This window comes from Sapientia aquatica, from assembly GCF_004358105.1.
Classification (GTDB): Bacteria; Pseudomonadota; Gammaproteobacteria; order Burkholderiales; family Burkholderiaceae_D; genus Solimicrobium; species Solimicrobium aquaticum.
Genome location: NZ_SMYL01000007.1, coordinates 151688 through 168987, shown reverse-complemented (window position 1 = coordinate 168987; position 17300 = coordinate 151688). Strand labels below are relative to the sequence as shown.

Sequence of the window (17300 nt, the reverse complement as noted above, 5' to 3'; positions counted from 1 at the left end):
GGTGGGATAAAGGAGTTCAAGTAGGAGGAAATCGGATAAGAAATCGAGCGCTAACTAACCTTTGGGTAAGTTATAGTTTGCAACCCGACGCCGCGGCGAAGCAACGGCTAGCCAAGACTTGGTTAAATGAGCAAAGAACCGAACGACCCAGAAACATACATCAACGCCTTACTGGCCACCTGCAATAGCAAAAACAGGATCATCGGTGAAATATCCAAGCCACCCAACAAAGGCACGATCTGACGAATCGGCTTCAACAACGGATCATTCAATGCGCGGACAAACGGCGCTAATGGCGCATGCGGATTAACCCAACTAAAAATCACTTCCAAGATTAATAACGCGGTCCAACCATAAATAATCCACTGCGCCACACTGATTAAGGCCAGTAGAAAAACGGCGCTAGGCAACGTCGTCAATAAAATCCAGACCTTGATCGCCGTACATAGCAGCGCTATCAAGTACGCACCGACAAAGCTGGCCCAGTCAAACCCACCCACACCGGGAATCACGCGCCGCATCGGCTTGACCAACCAATCGGTTAGCTGAAAGGTAAATTGAGCAACCGGTTGCGGTGGCCGCACGCGGACAATTTGCATCCAAAATCGCAGCAGCAACACGCCCGCAAATAAACCAGTAACGGTATCGAGCACTAGACTAAACAGGTTGTATAGCAAAATTAACTCCTTGGGCAATATCACATGAGCTTGCGGCAAATAGCACAAACGAAGTCGGTAGTATAACGAGTAGATGCCATTTTTAACGGCCTTCAGAACAATTTATGTCGAGGCGATTCATGGTGTCTGTGGCCACCGCTGGTCTCGATTAGGGCGTAAAAAAACCTGCTATGCATCGCTACATAGCAGGTTTGCGTCCTGACCTAAATCAGGCGACATCAACTAAACGCTTATTGTGGGCGTGGAGTCGCTGTCGGGAATGGCCAAGCTGCTGTTGGGGCAATCACGCTGTTAGCTTCTTTAGCTTCGGCCGGTTTTGCGGCTGGCTTAGCCGCCGCTTTTTTTGCGGCTGGTTTCTTCGCGGCTGGTTTAGCGGCTGCTTTCGCTGCTGGCTTAGCTGCTGCTTTCGCTGCTGGCTTAGCTGCTGCTTTCGCTGCTGGCTTAGCTGCTGCTTTTTTTGCGGCTGGTTTAGCGGCTGCTTTTTTCGCTGCTGGTTTAGCGGCTACTTTCGCTGCTGGCTTAGCTGCTGCTTTTTTTGCTGCTGGCTTAGCGGCGGCTTTTTTCGCTGCTGGTTTAGCGGCTACTTTTTTAACAGCTGCTTTTGCTGCTGGCTTAGCTGCTGCTTTTTTCGCTGCTGGCTTAGCGGCTACTTTTTTAACAGCTGCTTTTGCTGCTGGCTTAGCGGCGGCTTTTTTCGCTGCTGGTTTAGCGGCTACTTTTTTAACAGCTGCTTTTGCTGCTGGCTTAGCGGCTACTTTTTTCGCTGCTGGCTTAGCGGCTACTTTTTTAACAGCTGCTTTTGCTGCTGGTTTAGCTGCTACTTTTTTCGCTGCTGGTTTAGCTGCTGGCTTAGCTGCTGCTTTTGCGGCTGGCTTAGCGGCTACTTTTTTAACAGCTGCTTTTGCTGCTGGTTTAGCGGCTACTTTTTTCGCTGCTGGTTTAGCTGCTGGTTTAGCGGCGGCTTTAACAACTGGTTTAGCGGCGGCTTTAGCTGCTACTGGTTTTTTAGGAGCGGCGGCTTTTTTAGGAGCGGCTGCTTTCTTTGCTGGTTTAGATGCTGTAGACATTTTTTGTCCTTCACTTAAAGTTGGAAAGAAACACATACACAAGATTAAAACCCGTTTTAGCCATCACGCACTTCTAAAAAGCAATGATTAAAGCGGATTATTCATCGGCGCAAACCCGTGCTGCGTATACGCTAATGAATTGGGCACCTGCCAAACTGCTGCCAAGGTTTCTCTATGCAGTTTGACACTTCGGCTTTTCTGCCAGCAGATATCGATCGCGAGCAAGCATTTGCTCCGGAATTTGCCGACTACTGTCAGAATCGCCCTACATCAGTCATCGGACTCATGTAGGAAAGTATTTGTAAAACAAACCGAATGAACAAAGCAAAAAGCCGCTATGCCTATTAATTAGGCAGGGCGGCAAATTCTAAAATTGAGATTTGTATGTTCATTGTTGTTTATGATGGCCTCGCTTGCTTGTCCAGTTTCTTTGTTATTTTTATTTTGACTGTCGTCTTCCCAACTTACTTTTTACTTCTAATCCCTTTTTGTTCGGTGCTTTTTTTTGCAGCGTATTTTTGAATCCGATTTTTATATCTATCAAAATACGCTGCAATTTCCGAATAGTAAAACTTTTTTTTAAGAATGTGATGATTTTTTTTGAAAAAACAGAAAAAAAATATTCGCGCTGCTTTTTTTTGACGCTTTTTTAAAACGTTTTCGCGCTCAAAAAAATCGCCACTCAAAAAAATTCTGCTGATTAGTTTTGAAATCGCGTGAAGTTTAATCCACTTCAACGCGAAGTCAAATCCAATTTATTCCCAACTCAACGCGCCGCCAGTTTGATATTCGATGACGCGTGTCTCGAAGAAGTTACGCTCTTTTTTCAGATCAATCATTTCGCTCATCCATGGGAATGGATTTTCTTCGTTCGGGAATAATGCTTCCAATCCGATCTGTTGCGCGCGACGATTAGCGATAAAGCGCAAGTAGCCTTTGAACATTGGGGCATTCAAACCGAGTACACCGCGTGGCATGGTGTCTTCGGCGTAGCGGTACTCCAACTCAACGGCGTGTAAAAACAACGCTTTGATCTCTTCGCGGAATTCAGCAGTCCACAAATGCGGATTTTCCATCTTGATCGTGTTGATCAAATCGATACCGAAATTGCAGTGCATGGATTCATCGCGCAAGATGTATTGGTATTGTTCTGCCGCGCCCATCATCTTATTTTGACGACCTAACGCCAAAATTTGGGTGAAACCAACGTAGAAGAACAGACCTTCCATCAAGCAGGCAAACACGATTAACGACTTGAGCAGCGTTTGATCGGTCTCTGGCGTGCCGGTTTTGAATTCAGGATTGGTCAGCGCGTCAATGAACGGAATCAGGAACTCGTCCTTGTCACGAATCGAGGCGACTTCGTGGTAGGCGTTAAAGACTTCGGCTTCATCCAAACCTAAGGATTCAACAATATATTGGTAAGCGTGGGTGTGAATCGCTTCTTCGAACGCTTGACGTAATAAGTATTGGCGGCATTCTGGTGCGGTGATGTGGCGGTAGGTACCCAAGACGATATTGTTAGCTGCCAGCGAATCGGCGGTAACAAAAAAACCCAAATTACGCATGACCAAGCGGCGTTCGTCCGGAGTCAAACCGTTTGGATTCTTCCACAGCTCGATATCGCGCTGCATATTAATTTCTTGCGGCATCCAGTGATTGGCGCAACCGGCCAAGTATTTGTCCCACGCCCATTTGTACTTGAACGGCACTAACTGATTCACGTCGGTAGTGCCGTTAATGATGCGCTTGTCAGCCGCATTGACGCGGCGAGCGAGTTGTTCTTCAGCGACTGGCTGTTCGGCGCTTGGTGCCACTGGCGGCGCAAATACCTGCTCAGGAGCGCGCATGGCGGGTACTGGGCTAGGTGGAATCGATACGGCGGGTGGCGTTGCGCGCACTGGTGCTGGCGCGGCGCTAGTTACTTCATCATCCCAAGAGAGCATGTTCATTCCTTTGTTTGATACTGACCAGCTTATTTATTAAGTTGGTAATTAATTGGTGATTAATTGGTGAGACATTTAAGCGCTGGGCTGAGACAAGATAGAACGCACTCGTTATCCCGTCTCAGCTTACTGACTACTAATTTATTGACAGGCTTCGCATTCTTCAAAGCCGGCATCGCCTGGACGCAACATACATGCTGGACCGTCGGTTTCAGGAGCTGCTGCCGCACCGTTAGTGGCTGGGCCAGCCGAACTCATCATCGAACCTTGCGCGCCGTCCACCGCCACGGCGTTCAATGCACCGGTTTTGGTGGTTGATTTTTCAGTGTGGGTCGCACCGATGGTACGCAGGTAGTAAGTTGTTTTCAAACCACGCAACCAAGCGGCTTTGTAGGTTTCATCCAATTTCTTACCGGACGCGCCAGCCATGTAGATGTTTAACGATTGCGCTTGGTCGATCCATTTTTGACGGCGTGATGCCGCTTCGATGATCCACATCGTGTCCACTTCGAAGGCGGTCGCGTAGAGTTCACGCAAGTCGGCTGGGATACGATCGATCTTCGCCAAGCTACCGTCGAAGTATTTCAAATCCGAGATCATGACTTCATCCCACATGCCGCGAGCTTTCAAATCACGTACTAGGTATTCGTTGATTTCGGTGAATTCGCCGGACAAGTTCGATTTAACATACAAGTTTTGGTAAGTCGGTTCGATACAAGCTGACACATTAATAATGTTAGAAATGGTCGCAGTCGGTGCAATTGCCACGCAGTTGGAGTTACGCATACCAAATTGCTTGATACGATTACGGACAATGCTCCAGTCCATTGTTTCGGTCGTATCGACATCCAAATAACCGCCGCGTTCTTCGGCCAACAGTTTCAAGGAGTCTTGCGGCAGGATGCCGCGATCCCACAATGAACCGCGATAGCTTGAGTAAGTACCACGTTCTTCGGCCAACTCAGTGGACGCTAAATACGCGTAGTAGCACACCGCTTCCATCGACGTATCGGCAAATTGAACGGCTTCTTTAGACGCATACGATGTGCGAATCATGTGTAAGCAATCTTGAAAACCCATGATACCCATGCCGACTGGACGGTGTTTCAAGTTCGAATCACGCGCTTTTTTCACGGCGTAGTAGTTAATGTCGATCACGTTATCCAACATGCGCATCGCTGTGCGTACTGTTTTTTGCAATTTAACGTGATCCAATTTGCCATCTTTCATGTGGGCTGGCAAATTGACTGAGCCTAAATTACATACCGCGATTTCAGAGTCATTGGTATTTAACGTGATTTCAGTACACAAGTTAGACGAGTGAACCACGCCGACGTGTTGCTGCGGTGAGCGAATGTTGCATGGGTCTTTGAAGGTAATCCAAGGATGGCCAGTTTCAAACAACATCGACAACATCTTGCGCCACAAGTCTAAGGCTTGTACTTTTTTAAAGATTTTGATTTCGCCGCGGGCTGCTTTGGCTTCGTAGCCTAGGTACGCGGTTTCAAATGCGCGACCGAATTTTTCGTGCAGATCAGGAACGTCGGATGGCGAGAACAAAGTCCATTCGCCTTTCTCCATCACGCGCTTCATAAACAGGTCTGGAATCCAGTTAGAAGTGTTCATGTCATGCGTACGACGGCGATCGTCACCGGTGTTTTTACGCAATTCCAAGAATTCTTCCACGTCCATGTGCCAGGTTTCGAGGTAAGCACAAACGGCACCTTTACGTTTACCACCTTGATTGACCGCTACCGCTGTGTCATTGACTACTTTTAAGAACGGCACCACGCCTTGTGATTTACCGTTAGTGCCTTTGATGTGGGCGCCTAAGGAACGCACTGGCGTCCAGTCGTTACCCAAACCACCAGCGTATTTAGCCAGCAATGCGTTTTCTTTGATCGCTTCGTAGATGCCTTCCAAGTCATCGGACACGGTCGTCAAATAGCAAGACGACAATTGGGAACGCAAAGTACCTGAGTTGAACAGGGTTGGTGTTGAGCTCATGAAATCGAACCTGGACAACAAGTTGTAGAACTCAATAGCGCGACCGGTGCGATCGGCTTCGTTCAAAGCCAAGCCCATGGCTACGCGCATGAAGAAGACTTGCGGCAATTCGATATGGCTGCCTTCGATGTGCAAGAAATAGCGATCGTACAAAGTTTGCAAACCCAAATAACCGAATTGCAAATCACGATCAGCAACCAAGGCTTGCGCTAATTTAGCCAAATCGTATTCAGCTAAACGCGCATCCAACAATTCAGCCTTAATACCTTTTTGAATGAATTCTGGGAAATACGTTACATAACGGGCAGCGGCGTTTTGTTGGGAAACTTCTTGACCGAAGACTTCGCGACGAATTGTGTGTAACAACAAACGGGCAGTCACTTGCGTGTAAGCCGGTTCTTTTTCCATCATGGCGCGGGCGGCCAAAATAGCAGACTTATACAGTTCTTCTACCGGCACGTTGTGGTACAGATTTTTTAATGTCTCAGCCAGAATCGCTTCGGAATCGACTAAGTTTGTCAGACCCACGCAAGCGGCGTTGATCAGGTTACGCACTTGTTGCACGTCTAATGGCTGGCTCTTACCATCGACTAAGACTTGCAATTGGTGCTCTGAATGTTCGGCCGGATGACTAGTTTCTTGTTGAACGCGGCGCTCTTCCATGCGTTTAAAACGGTACAGCACATAAGCACGTGCCACATCGTGTTCGCCGGAACGCATCAACGCTAATTCAACTTGATCTTGTACGTCTTCAATATGGAAGGTGCCGCCATTTGGTTGACGTCGCATCAAAGCTGACACCGCCGCTGAGGTTAATTGCTCAACCAACTCGCGCACGCGCGCGGATGCAGCGCCTTGTCCGCCGCCAACAGCCAAAAATGCTTTGGTCATCGCAATGGCGATCTTGGACGGCTCGAAGCTGACCACGGCGCCATTACGACGAATGATGCGATATTCAGCGAAGGAGTTATTTGGCTCTAAAGGGTTAATTCCAACAGGAGTGCTCTGTGTTGGATGGGATGATGACGAAGTTGGAATTTCAATTGAAGAGTGCATTTAGCCTCCAGAGACAGTGATGAAAAACGGCACATTCGGTAATGTGCCATTCGATTTTATAATTAATTTTTTGGAAATACGGTGTTACTCGGAACTCGGACTTAATCAACGTTGTTGGGACATGGGCGGCGTGTTTGGTTTAATTCACTGGCTAATATCTGGTTCGACTATCCACTCAAATATCTACCAACACATCAACCCAATTAGCCACCAAATCACCACTAGGGATTTCACTACGACCCAACAAATTACATTGACAAATTATGCTTAATCTCGCCAGATCTTCCCGTTTTATAGTAATTAATCAGTTGCCGGACAACCGATCAAAAAACACTATATCTAGTGAGTCGATTCATAATTTCGACTAATTCTAGTGCTCTGTATTCGACAATGCAACTGATTTTTTTAAAATACTGTTGCAGAAAATTTGCAATTTCTGTGAACCGGGAATTGACTTTTTTAACTAGTAGCGCGAAAGCGTAGCGCAGCGTTAGCAAGCACTAACGGGAAGGAGTTTTGGAGGGAAAGTTGATACTTGAACCAATCAAAAAATGGACCGGGATCGGTCTTTCGGGTCGGGGCAATATCTTGGTGTCCAACAATATTTCGAATCGGATAGTGACTCACTAAAGCAGCGGTAAGTGAACTCAAGGTGTCGTACTGCTGCTGTTCAAAAGGCACAAAATCAGAGCCTTCAAGCTCAATCCCTATCGAAAAATCATTGCAGCGTTCGCGCCCCGCAAATTGCGACACGCCAGCATGCCAAGCGCGCTCGTCTGCGCTCACAAACTGCACCAAACTGCCATCGCGTCGGATGAAAAAATGGGCTGAGACAGTCAGTCCAGCCAGTGAGGCAAACTCGCTATGCGCGGCAGTGTCGATGGTGTTTAAAAATAATTGCTCTACATAAGACGGAGCCGGCATCGCATTCGAGAACACGCCCAAAGGTAAACTAATCGCGTGAATTACCAGCAAATCCGGCACACAATCGACTGGGCGAGCATCAAAATTCGGCGAATCTTGCCGCTGAGCGGACGCCAGCCAGCCGTTGGCAATGGAAGAAATAGTGGGATGTAAAGAGTTGGTCATAGAACGCGGCAAACTAGGCTATTCGGCTTCATCAATTTTTAATTTTTGAATTTGATAACGCAACTGACGGAAGCTCACGCCCAGCAATTCCGCCGCTTGAGTTTTGTTGTAGCGGGTTTTTTGTAAGGCACGCAAAATAATTTCCCGCTCAACCTGCTCCAAATAAGCCGGTAACGATTTCGGTAAATCGCCGGAACCATCAAACGCCAGTGTCGGCAGTAGCTTGGTCCCAGAATCAATTTTGGAATCGGCCGTGGAATTGATTTCAGCAGAATCAGGCGCGGCGGGAGCCGAGGATGGTGCAGCACTCGCGGCCGCGCTGCGCTCAACGTTGGGCTCAACTATCTCAGCGCGTGGATCAAGCGCTAAATCTAGGACGACCGGAGCGGCGGTCGCTGCAGAACTCGACGGAGTTTTTGAGGGCTTTAAGGCTAAATCGGCCAACTCAACGACGCCGTCACCAGCAAACGCCAGTGCGCGTTCAAGAATATTTTCTAACTCGCGTACATTCCCAGGAAAATCATAGGCCAGCAGTGCAGCAAGCGCATCGGGTGCCAATACGACGGGCTTGCCGGAAAGCCGGTGCAAAATCCCAGCCGATAACATCGGCACGTCGTCCAAGCGTTCGCGCAGAGCCGGCAATTTAAGCTCAATCACGTTCAAGCGGTAATACAAATCCTGCCGGAAACGTTTATTGGCGACGCACTCTTCCAAATTTTGATGGGTCGCGCTGATGATGCGTACATCCACCGCTTCCTCGGCTGTGGCACCAATTTTGCGTACCGCGCGCTCTTGAATGGCGCGCAATAATTTGACCTGCATGGCTAATGGCAAATCCGCCACTTCGTCTAGCATTAAGGTTCCGCCATTAGCTGCTTGAAAAAAACCGTCACGCTCTTCGGTAGCGCCAGTGAACGCGCCTTTGCGGTAGCCAAAAAATTCCGCTTCCATTAGCGCTTCGGGGATGGCGCCACAGTTGACGGCGACAAACGGCTTATTGGCGCGCGCGCTCTGTGCATGAATTTCGCGCGCCGCCAGCTCTTTACCGCTGCCCGATTCACCGCAAATAGAAACCGGTGCCATGCTGCGCGCTAATCGGGCGATTTGCTGCCGTAACTCTTGGATGGCTTGCGATTGCCCTAACAGCTTGGACGTGACGACCGCAATTTGAGCCGATGCGCTTTTAATTTGACTAACCTGCAGCGCCGAATTAACCAGCTTTCTTAATTGGTCCAAGGCGACCGGTTTCGACACATAATCGAACGCGCCTGCTTTGAGCGCGACGACAGCGTTATCGGTACTACCAAATGCCGTAATCACGGCGATCGGTGTATTTTTGCCGCTTTGCGCGACTTCCTCGACCAATTCCAAACCCAATCCATCTGGCAAACGCATATCGGTCAAGACCAAGGAGTAAGAATAGTGCGCGAAATACTCCCGCGCTTGGGCTAAATTCTCGGCGCTATCGACATCCATCCCCATTTTAATAAAGGTAATTTCTAATAATTCACGGATGTGCGCCTCATCATCGACCACCAAGATGCGTGGGGCGGTTGAGGCTAAGGCCTGAAACGGTGGTTTGGTTTGATTCATGCTATTTTGGTCTGACAAAGGTAATTACAAAACGACCATTGGTTTTGGTGGTGGCGTGCGTTACGTCCAATTCAGTGACCCGATATTCGTAATCCAAGAGTGCGCCGTTATTCAAACACAGCTCCCGCGCCATATATAAACCTAATCCGGTGCCCTGGCTAGACGTGGTGTAAAACGGTTCAAACAGATGCGCCCGCACTTCGGCGGTAATGCCCGGACCATCGTCACGCACGTGAAGCTCCAGCTTATCGACCAAATCCGCCAGCACAAATAATTGAATACTGCCGGCTTCTCCGCTCGCATAGCGAATAGCATTCGTCAGTAGATTAACCAATACTTCGCGTAGATGCAGCGGATCGAAACGGATCAAAATCGAATCTGGGGAAAATAATTGGATCACATCGGCAGCCACACCGTGGGTTTCTTGAAACTCTTGCACAATTTCCTGCAAAGCCGGCTTTAATGGAAACGGATCGACATTGATTTGCGCTTTACGCGATAAACGCAAAATATCCTCGATCAATTGATTCAGGCGCACCACGTTGTCGTTCACAATTTTTACCAAGCGCGCGCCCTGCTCTGGGCTTAAATCATCTTCGCCCAATAATGACGCGGCATACGAAATCGAGGAAAGTGGATTACGCACTTCATGCGCGATGCTGGCAGTCAAGCGCCCCATTGAGGCGAGTTTTAATTGCTGCGCTTGGTTTTCGATCTCGGACGCATCTTGCAAAAAAATGATGTAACGATCGTCGTTTGAATCTGAGTCAGCGTTGACATTGACGAAGCGCAATTTCAAATGCGTCACCGAATCGCGCCGCACGCCTTTGACCATTACCGAGTCGCTAATCGTCGATTCTTCACTAAAATCAATCGCGGTAAAAGCAATCGTATTGACCCAACCAATTTCCACATCCGAGACTTGATTGCGCCAATCAAAAAAAGCGTCGGCAATGGGCTGCAAATTCGGCGTATCACTTAATTTGATAATGCCGGGCGTGAGCGCCATTCCCAACATATGCTTGGTCGCGGGATTGCTGGCATAGACTCGACTTGAGGCGTCGACCACGATAAATCCGTCGCCCATATCGGCCACCACCAATTTATTAATTTCTTGCTGAATACGTAAATTTTTCTCGTGTTGTAACGCCAGTTCTTCTTGCCGCAATAAACGATTCGCCAAGCGATTAACGGCATAAACAATGGCAAAAAATGTGCCGCCGTATAGTCCGGCGGAAGACAATGCGAATTCAGAGCCGGATTGTAAAACTTGGAACGAGCTTTCCAGCAACAGATAAACAGTGACCAGCGAGGATAAAAATAAGGCCCATATAAGTGGTGCCAAGATTGCGCAACTGGCCAAGGGGAACAGATACAAAATCACCAAACTACTGTTTAATCCGCCGGCCACGAAGTAAAAAACCGAAATAACCGTGACATCGAACATCGCCTGCGCGCCAAGCTGCCATAAAAAATACCGCTTGAACTTCAGCTGCAAAATAACAAAGCCGATCGAGCCAATCAAATATACCAAAGAGATATTGCGATACAGAATCGGGGCAATCGACCAAATGTATTTACTGTTATTGAATCCCAACAAGGCCAACAAAATCGCTGCAATTAGCACCCGCGTAATGCTCAAGGTTTGTAGTGAGCGCCACAAGGTTTGTGTCGGATTTTGAATATCGGCGCTTTTCATTCGGTAGGATTGGAAGGTGAATGAGGTGCGGATGAATGAGGTGCGGTTGAATGTGGGACGCCAGCGGCATGCAATTGCGCATGTTCTTCACAGCAAAAATGGTCATTGCTGCGATTAATCGCTTCGGAGGCAGGTAAATACAACTGGCAATAGGAACACGCCACCATATTTTCAGCGGCCGCTGAATGCGGCTGCGGTTGCGCGAACGGGCCGGCTCCGCCAGCTTGCGCGTTGGCCTGGGAATTTGCCTGCTCACGCGCAGCGCGGCGCAAATTCTCCTGCATCGCTCTTGCCCTGCTTCGGAGCGCCAAATACACCAATGCAGCAAACGCCAGCCAAACCAACAACCTCATAAAAAACTCCTATGCAAAATCACTTCAAATACAAATCGACTGCCAACATAAGCCAGCAACAAGGTCGCAAAACCAGATAAGGTTAAACTCAAGGCCGTTTTACCGCGCCAACCGCGCCAGTGGCGACCGCCTAGTAACACGCCAAACAGGATCCAAGAGAGCAAGGTAAAAATAGTTTTGTGATCCCAACGCATCGCAACACCAAACACATCTTTGGAGAAAACAAGGCCCGATACAACCGTAAAACTGAGCAACACAAAGCCAATCAACACTAACCGAAACAAGATACGTTCCATCATTAATAAAGCGGGTAAACGCTCCAACGCAGCACCGAGCCAGCCCGCGGAAAATAACGAATCACGGTTGCGCAAACGCGCCTCTTGCATCGTCATCAGCACAGCGTGAAAGGCGGCGATGGTGAGCGCGCTATACGCCAATAACGCGATGGCAATATGAGCCGGAAACCAGATCGATTTATCGCTCATGGAAATCAACTGGCCCGGGAAAAAGACCGGCAATAAAACCTGAAATGCCGCGCTCGGCAAGATCAATAATCGCAAACCTTCTAGCGGCAATTGCCAGTTCTCGAGCCAATACGCGAACACCGAAATCCATAATGCACTCGACAACATCAAGGCAAAACCCAAACGAATTCCAACCGGCGAACTAATCTCCATACCGAGCGCCGCGCCATGGAATAACCAGCCAAAAACGATCACGAGCGAAATCAACCAGCGCGGGCGCGTGGGCAAAAATAGGCAGCTGGCATACAGCGCCGCCGCGATAATCGTGAAGTAAGTTTGCATCAAATCAGTTTACACCAAGAAATACATGGGGAAGAAGTTCTGCAATGGAAAATATTGCAATATTTTATTATTTTCTCTTGCGCAAGTAACAGGTTAGCTAAGCAATGCTCAACTCAACCGAGACCAATCATGTCCCAATTAATTATCTCAGCCACCAAGCGCAGAACGAGCAATCGGCGCCATTATAAAGAGTTAGCCAACACCGGTTTCCAAATCGGGTAAAAAAATCAGGCAATTCAATCCCAAAACCATCAGAAAAAATAGCGAAATAACAAATCTACCAACCCCGTTGTGCTTTTATAGTACGCAAATTTCGTCCTGAACCCGCCATCAGGTAAAATGCCGCTTTGCTGTTCGCATTCCTCATGAAGAGATATTTATTGCCATGTTAGACAATCTGACCCAACGCCTTGCCAAAGTAGTCAAAACCATGCGCGGTGAAGCGCGCTTGACTGAAACGAACACCGCTGAAATGCTGCGCGAAGTGCGCTTGGCTTTATTAGAAGCCGACGTCGCCCTGCCTGCGGTGCGTGAATTTATCGCCAAAGTAAAAGAAAAAGCCTTAGGCGAAGAAGTTATCTCTTCCCTCACGCCCGGCCAAGCTTTAGTCGGCGTCGTACAACGCGAATTAGCCGCATTGATGGGCGCTGATCTCGGCCCAACTGCCACACAACTCAATTTTGCGACGCAACCGCCAGCGATTATTTTAATGGCCGGCTTACAAGGTGTCGGTAAAACGACCACCGTCGGTAAATTAGCTAAATTTTTGCGCGACAATCACAAGAAAAAAGTCCTAACCGTTTCTGCCGACGTCTATCGTCCAGCGGCGATTGCCCAGCTAAAAAGCGTAACAGAACAAGTTGGCGCCGATTTCTTCCCAACGCAAACCACCGATAAGCCGGTTGAGATCGCCTTAGCCGCCTTGGATTTCGCCAAAAAGCACTACCACGATGTGCTCATCATCGATACAGCCGGTCGTCTGGGCGTGGACGAAGCGATGATGCAAGAGATCAAAGCGGTTCATGCGGCGGTCCACCCAATCGAAACGCTGTTCGTGGTCGATGCCATGGTCGGACAAGATGCGGTCAATTCAGCACGCGCCTTCAACGAAGCACTGCCATTGACCGGGATAGTGCTGACCAAATTAGACGGTGATTCACGCGGTGGTGCAGCGCTTTCTGTGCGTCACATCACTGGCGTTCCGATTAAGTTTTCCGGCGTATCCGAAAAAATGGATGGTCTGGAAGCATTCGACGCCGCGCGTATGGCAAACCGTATTTTGGGTATGGGTGATATTTTGGCGTTGGTTGCCGAAGCCCAGAAAAACATGGATATGTCGGCGGCCCAAGACTTGGCGCAAAAAATGAAAAGTGGAGGTAAATTTGACCTCAACGATTTCAAAGCGCAAATCTCGCAGATGAAAAAAATGGGCGGACTTTCGGGCCTGCTCGACAAATTGCCAGCCCAAATGCAGCAAGCCGCCAGCGGCGCGAACATGGGGCAAGCAGAAAAACAAGTGCGCCGCATGGAAGGTATTATCAATTCCATGACCCCATTAGAGCGCGCCAAACCTGACCTAATTAAGGCTTCGCGCAAACGCCGCATCGCCACCGGCGCGGGAGTTCAAATCCAAGAAGTCAATCGTATGTTGGCGCAATTTGAGCAAATGCAATCGATGATGAAGAAGCTAAAAGGCGGCGGAATGATGAAAATGATGCGCAGTATGAAGGGCATGATGCCCAACCGTTAAAACGCTATTTTTTAGCGTTTTCTCCTAGGGGAAAGCGACTTTTTCGTCAGAAAAACCGCATCATTTTAAAATCAGTTAAAAATACGCACAAAAAATACAAAAAACACTTGCGCGGCCAATAAAACCACACCACTATAAGCAATGCATGACGTGTGGTAATTTTTTACCGCGTATTCAAGCTACTTTTAACCGAGATTTTCGATCATCTTTCAAGGAGGCTTAACAATGGCAACAGCCAAAAAACCAGCAGCCGCAGCAAAAAAACCAGCCGCAGCAGCGAAGAAACCAGCCGCTAAAGCAGCACCGGCTAAAGCAGTAAAAGCAGCAGCTCCTAAAAAAGCCGCCGCTCCGAAAAAAGCAGCAGCTCCAAAAGCAAATTCCGCTTTCATGAAGCCAATGACTTTATCCCCAGTGTTAGCAGCCGTAATCGGTGCAGCTCCAATTCCACGCACTGAAGTCACTAAAAAAATCTGGGAATACATCAAGAAGCACAAATTGCAAGACGAAGCAAACAAACGCATGATCAATGGCGATGCAAAATTGGTTGCTGTGTTTGGCGGTAAAAAGCAAGTATCTATGTTTGAAATGACTAAACTCATCTCAGCACACTTGTCGTAATATTCTTGGGAATTTGCCCCAAACAAAAACGCCCGCATCGCGCGGGCGTTTTTGTTTCCAGAATCACTTAAATTTTGCTAAAACAATCCATCATGAACGCGGCGCGCTTAACGATTTTCCTACGCCATTCGCCTCAACACTTTTCTCGTTTTTATATTCCCACTTTTTTGACGCTCCCAACACCATCGTCGGATACTCGGACTGACCACGACTGCCGTTATAACGTCCCAGCGCCATATACCAATCGCCGCCTTCCATTCCAAGATACATGCGCAAGATCGAGCAGCCATAACGCAAATTGGTCGTCATGTGAAATAGTTTGCTGGCGTCACCATCACCAATCACACGCGACCAAAACGGCATAACTTGCATGAACCCGCGTGCGCCGACAATCGAGGTGGCGTATTTATGAAACCCAGATTCTACTTGAATCAAACCCAATACCATTGCAGGCTCTAATCCAGCACGTTTGGATTCATACCAAACCGTTTCCAAGAACTCGACTCTAGTTTGATTATCTGGAATTTTTTTTCTGAGACGATCCGACATCTCTGCCAACCAACGCAAGTACTCAAGGCGCGCGTTTATATCGGTGAAGTTGGGTTTCGGTGGGCGGCTATCTGTCACCGCTTTGGCTAGCGCTAACCGAACCGAATCGGCCATCGCTTCTTCCTTTTGATTACCCGCACAAACAAGGCCAGAGAAGGCAAAACTGAGGAGGCCTACAATAAAAAAACGCATGGATATCATGTGATCGCGTAAAACTACTTTCCACAAGTAATAAGGAGTGGAACAAGTCCACTCCAAAGTGACGGTTGAGACCGGATTACGATCAAGCGGCCAATTTAGCCTTAATGAATTCAACCATATCGGCCACCACCACCGCGGTAGCTTCGGTATCGCGACGACCTTGGTATTCCAGCTTACCTTCTTTCAAACCGCGATCACCAATGACAACCCGATGCGGCACGCCGATCAACTCCCAGTCCGCAAACATCGCACCAGGACGTTCGCCGCGGTCATCTAAGATTACATCAACACCGGCAGCGACTAAGGCGCTGTAGAGGCTTTCTGTTTCGGCTTTGACTTGTTCGCTTCGGTCATATCCCATCGGGCAAATAACGACTTCAAAGGGCGCTAACGAAGTAGGCCAAACAATGCCTTTGTCGTCAAAATTCTGCTCGATTGCCGCCCCCAGGATTCGAGTAATACCGATCCCGTAACAGCCCATTTGCAACAATTGCGGCTTACCGTTTTCGTCCAAATAAGTCGCCTTCATCGCCTCAGAATAATTAGTCCCGAGCTGAAACACATGGCCGACTTCAATACCGCGTTGAATTGCCAAGACCCCTTTGCCATCTGGGGAAGGATCACCCGCTTGCACGTTACGCAAATCAGCAATCGCTGGCAGCGGCAAATCGCGCTCCCAATTCACGCCCGTTAAATGAAAATTAGCTTCATTGGCGCCGCAGACAAAATCGCTCATGTTGGCAACAGTCCGATCAGCCACAATGTTGAGCGCTTTTTTAGCGCCTATCGGTCCTAGATAACCGGGCTCGGTACCAAACCATTCGATAATTTCTTCCTCTGTCGCCATGCGTGCATTGGCCAAACCCGGCACTTTTTGCATTTTGATTTCGTTTAACTCGTGATCGGCGCGCAGCAACAATAACCATAGTTGTTTTTTTACGCTGCCCTCTTCATTGCCGTCAACGGCGAAAACGAGCGACTTTACGTTCTGTTGCAGCCCAATTCCAAGCAGCTCAGCAACTTGCTCGCACTTTACCGTGCCGGGAGTAGAAACTTTGGTCATTGCCTGAGTTGGCGTTGGGCGCTCGCTAGCCAACGGCAACGCTTCGGCTGCTTCGATATTGGCGGCGTAATCGGACGTTGGGCAATAGACCAAGTCGTCTTCACCAGTGTCGGCAATCACGTGGAATTCGTGCGAACCCGTTCCACCAATCGCACCGTTATCGGCAGCCACGGCGCGGAATTGCAAACCAAAACGCTGGAAAATTCGGACGTAGGCATCAAACATGATGGCATACGATTTTTTCATCGACTCCACGTCGCGATCGAATGAATAGGCATCTTTCATCGTAAATTCACGACCACGCATCAAGCCAAAACGCGGACGACGTTCATCACGGAATTTAGTTTGGATGTGGTAAAAATTGATCGGCAACTGGCGATACGATTTAATGTCCGAGCGCGCGACATCGGTAATAACTTCTTCCGAGGTTGGCTGAATAATAAAATCGCGCCCATGACGGTCTTTAATACGCATTAATTCGGCGCCGTATTTTTGCCAACGGCCAGTTTCTTGCCATAATTCCGCCGGTTGCACCACGGGCATAAGCATTTCGACAGCGCCAGCGCGATTCATCTCTTCGCGCACGATTGCTTCGACCTTGCGGATGACACGCAATCCCATCGGCATGTAGTTGTAAATCCCCGAACCGAGACGTTTTATCATCCCCGCGCGCATCATTAACTTATGGCTAATAATTTCCGCGTCGGCAGGGGCTTCTTTTAAGGTTGAAATAAAAAATCGAGTTGCGCGCATAACAATGAATTCTTTTTAAATAGAGAAGGTTATAATCAACTCAATTTTAAAGGATTAGTTGGCATCTGCATCC

At 48.5% G+C, this 17300-nt stretch carries 14 protein-coding genes; 2 read left to right on the top strand and 12 right to left on the bottom strand.

Annotation, left to right across the window (positions count from 1 at the left end):
* Positions 1–122: 122 nt before the first annotated feature.
* The 10 genes from E2I14_RS13925 to E2I14_RS13880 all read right to left on the bottom strand — a co-directional run bounded on the left by E2I14_RS13925 (position 123) and on the right by E2I14_RS13880 (position 12293).
* The gene (locus E2I14_RS13925; protein ID WP_133329563.1) at positions 123–677 is read right to left on the bottom strand and encodes a YggT family protein; all 555 of its coding nucleotides are present in this window, start codon (positions 675–677) and stop codon (positions 123–125) included.
* Between the two features lie 230 nt (positions 678–907).
* Positions 908–1744 carry a transcriptional regulator gene (locus E2I14_RS19325; RefSeq protein ID WP_165967837.1) on the bottom strand — a complete coding sequence of 279 codons (837 nt, stop codon included), beginning with the start codon at positions 1742–1744 and terminating at the stop codon, positions 908–910.
* Between the two features lie 464 nt (positions 1745–2208).
* Positions 2209–2430 (bottom strand): hypothetical protein, encoded by a 222-nt coding sequence (locus E2I14_RS13915; RefSeq protein WP_133329561.1) that lies wholly within the window; start codon positions 2428–2430, stop codon positions 2209–2211.
* 69 nt (positions 2431–2499) lie between these two features.
* Positions 2500–3690 (bottom strand): ribonucleotide-diphosphate reductase subunit beta, encoded by a 1191-nt coding sequence (locus E2I14_RS13910; protein ID WP_133329559.1) that lies wholly within the window; start codon positions 3688–3690, stop codon positions 2500–2502.
* 141 nt (positions 3691–3831) lie between these two features.
* Positions 3832–6753 carry a ribonucleoside-diphosphate reductase subunit alpha gene (locus E2I14_RS13905; protein WP_133329557.1) on the bottom strand — a complete coding sequence of 974 codons (2922 nt, stop codon included), beginning with the start codon at positions 6751–6753 and terminating at the stop codon, positions 3832–3834.
* Between the two features lie 459 nt (positions 6754–7212).
* A complete protein-coding gene (gene ampD, locus E2I14_RS13900; RefSeq protein ID WP_133329555.1) occupies positions 7213–7842 on the bottom strand; it encodes a 1,6-anhydro-N-acetylmuramyl-L-alanine amidase AmpD in 630 nt (209 codons plus the stop codon).
* A gap of 18 nt (positions 7843–7860) precedes the next feature.
* Complete coding sequence (locus E2I14_RS13895) at positions 7861–9435, bottom strand: sigma-54-dependent transcriptional regulator (RefSeq protein ID WP_133329553.1); 1575 nt, start codon at positions 9433–9435, stop codon at positions 7861–7863.
* Position 9436: 1 nt separating this feature from the next.
* Positions 9437–11134, bottom strand: a complete 1698-nt coding sequence (locus E2I14_RS13890; RefSeq protein ID WP_133329551.1) for a two-component system sensor histidine kinase NtrB — start codon at positions 11132–11134, stop codon at positions 9437–9439.
* Complete coding sequence (locus tag E2I14_RS13885; protein WP_133329549.1) at positions 11131–11487, bottom strand: PP0621 family protein; 357 nt, start codon at positions 11485–11487, stop codon at positions 11131–11133. The genes E2I14_RS13890 and E2I14_RS13885 overlap by 4 nt, the downstream gene beginning before the upstream one ends.
* Complete coding sequence (locus E2I14_RS13880) at positions 11484–12293, bottom strand: cytochrome C assembly family protein (RefSeq protein ID WP_133329547.1); 810 nt, start codon at positions 12291–12293, stop codon at positions 11484–11486. The genes E2I14_RS13885 and E2I14_RS13880 overlap by 4 nt, the downstream gene beginning before the upstream one ends.
* Before the next feature lie 385 nt (positions 12294–12678).
* Here E2I14_RS13880 and ffh point away from each other — a divergent pair, with 385 nt between their 5' ends.
* Positions 12679–14043, top strand: coding sequence for a signal recognition particle protein (gene ffh, locus E2I14_RS13875; RefSeq protein WP_133329545.1), 1365 nt, complete (start codon positions 12679–12681; stop codon positions 14041–14043).
* A 225-nt stretch (positions 14044–14268) separates the two neighbouring features.
* On the top strand, positions 14269–14661 hold the full coding sequence (locus tag E2I14_RS13870) for an SWIB/MDM2 domain-containing protein (protein WP_133329543.1): 393 nt from the start codon (positions 14269–14271) through the stop codon (positions 14659–14661).
* A gap of 90 nt (positions 14662–14751) precedes the next feature.
* Here E2I14_RS13870 and E2I14_RS13865 read toward each other — a convergent pair whose 3' ends face one another.
* Together E2I14_RS13865 and E2I14_RS13860 are read right to left on the bottom strand one after the other, a co-directional pair.
* Positions 14752–15402, bottom strand: a complete 651-nt coding sequence (locus tag E2I14_RS13865; RefSeq protein WP_133329541.1) for a lytic transglycosylase domain-containing protein — start codon at positions 15400–15402, stop codon at positions 14752–14754.
* 91 nt (positions 15403–15493) lie between these two features.
* Positions 15494–17227 (bottom strand): proline--tRNA ligase, encoded by a 1734-nt coding sequence (locus tag E2I14_RS13860; protein WP_133329539.1) that lies wholly within the window; start codon positions 17225–17227, stop codon positions 15494–15496.
* Between the last annotated feature and the right edge of the window lie 73 nt (positions 17228–17300).